At 56.1% G+C, this 1,788-nt stretch carries 2 protein-coding genes; one reads left to right on the top strand and one right to left on the bottom strand.

The features are described from left to right. Window positions 1-698, top strand: a 698-nt coding sequence (locus AC1DVF_RS29155) for a hypothetical protein (protein ID WP_477783621.1), incomplete at its 5' end; no start/stop codon positions are given. 571 nt (window positions 699-1,269) lie between these two features. On the opposite strand, the gene AC1DVF_RS29150 is transcribed toward AC1DVF_RS29155, so the two are convergent. Continuing rightward, the coding region (locus AC1DVF_RS29150; protein ID WP_477783620.1) for an SIR2 family protein at window positions 1,270-1,788 on the bottom strand (519 nt) is incomplete at its 5' end.

Here is a 1,788-nt window from a genome sequence, read left to right as displayed (position 1 = left end):
GTCACGGAAAGACCGTCGTCAAAGGCGCGTTCAAGGCGGGCCGAAAGACCGGTCACTGGAGCTATCTGGACGAGAACGCCAACCAAGTGGTCGCGACCGTCGTGGAACCGATGTCAGCAACGCTGCCGGACAATTTCAAGCTCTACGGCTATTTCACCAGGGCAGAAATTGACTGGAACGATGACGCCATCGAGGGCCGCATTCAGGGCTTTATCGACGGCAAGTTGAACTTCGACTTCGGCATCAAGAACAATGTTCTCGACGGCCCTGCCAAGTACGTGTCCAACGTTAAAAATTTGCTTGTTGAGCGCGACTTCGACGCTGGTCATCCCAAGGGAGCGGAAACACCTACGGCTCAGCAGCCGCAAGCGACTTCCGCGCCTACCCAGGAGACCGCGCCAGCTGAGGGCGTCGCCAAGGCACCAGTCGAACCGAACTCGACAGACGCCATCATTGATGCCGGTGGCATCGATAACCTCACCGTCATGAGCAAGAATGCGGATGGCTATCCCGTGTTCCTTATCGAGTGCAACGACGCCGGCCAGTGCGTTGGCGCCCAAGGCCAGCCTGTCGGTGACCTCAAGACCGTCGCAGCCATCATGCCGCCAGTCAAGCCTGAGGACATCGCCGCCCACCACTACGCCTGCAAAGTCATCTGCTCCGACAGCGAGAAAAACATCATCGGCCGTGCGCCGTAGGTGAAATCACAAACGCCCATTCAAAGCGCTGCGTGCAAGGGTCATCGAAATGTGACTCCTTGCAACTTCTGCCATCCGACACCTTGACCGTCCATGCCCCAACCACAAGTTGGCGGCTTGCAATACCCACCAATTCCAAAGCTTGACGAGTGTTTCGAAATCCAACTCCAGCCAGCCGGCACGCAGGTAAGCGACGGAGGGACGAGGTCCGACCTCGGAGTGCTCCCACCGCAGTGCGTATCCAGGCACCGAGAAGTGCGTTCGAGCAACCTCCATACCCCAGTCAAACTTACCGGCTGTGGCGCCACATAGCCGGACTCGCACACGGGGAGGAAGGTTCGTGATCCACGGCGGCTTCGGCGAGGCCTCGTACTACCTGCGGCGAAGCAAGGTTGGCTGCTTGATCGTCGCGCCTGCTCCGGCAAACACTGAGGCCCTAAGAAAGCGGCCTCTGAATCGCTCCTCAAGCTTCTCTAACTGCGAGGCAAGCGGCCCGGCACCCATCGCGGATGGCTTCCAAATCTCGCGCGCGCTCAGCGATCGAGATCTCCAGGCGGCTTCGACAACTAATTCACGACCGACTTGGCGAACCATCATAAAACCGTTCTAAGAAGGAATCTGCGTGCTCTTTGAGACCTTTCAATCTGAACCTGGAAAGCATAACTTCATCAATTAGTTCGAGATGCGGAGACACATATATTCCATCATCTCGCGATCCGCGCGCAGTCATGAGTTCAGCGGTTCGCCCGTCCCTCAAGGAGTGTCCAACAACTGCCACAGGATTGTTTGCAAGAAGGAACATTGCCTCGCGGTACACGTACGTTTCGTGGACGTTCGTCAGATCGCTCGTGGTAATACGGAGGGAATCTCGTATATCAATCGTTCCTGCGATCTTGAAGATTCTTACGACTTCTTCGCCAGATATCGTCTCAGGCGATGTCGGCGTAATAACCAAATAAGGAATGTCTTGAGTTCGACAGGCCACCTCAAACAAATTGTCAAAGTTGGTAGTGACAATAGCCTTAAACTTCGTAACGGCGAGCATATGCGCCGGAGTAGGCCTGACGCGCTGAGGTGGCGTCAATAACTC

The sequence above is a fragment of the Pseudomonas sp. P4_D7 genome, assembly GCF_056401755.1.
Note: the sequence above shows the minus strand (reverse complement) of the source record. Positions and strands in the feature narration are given on the sequence as shown.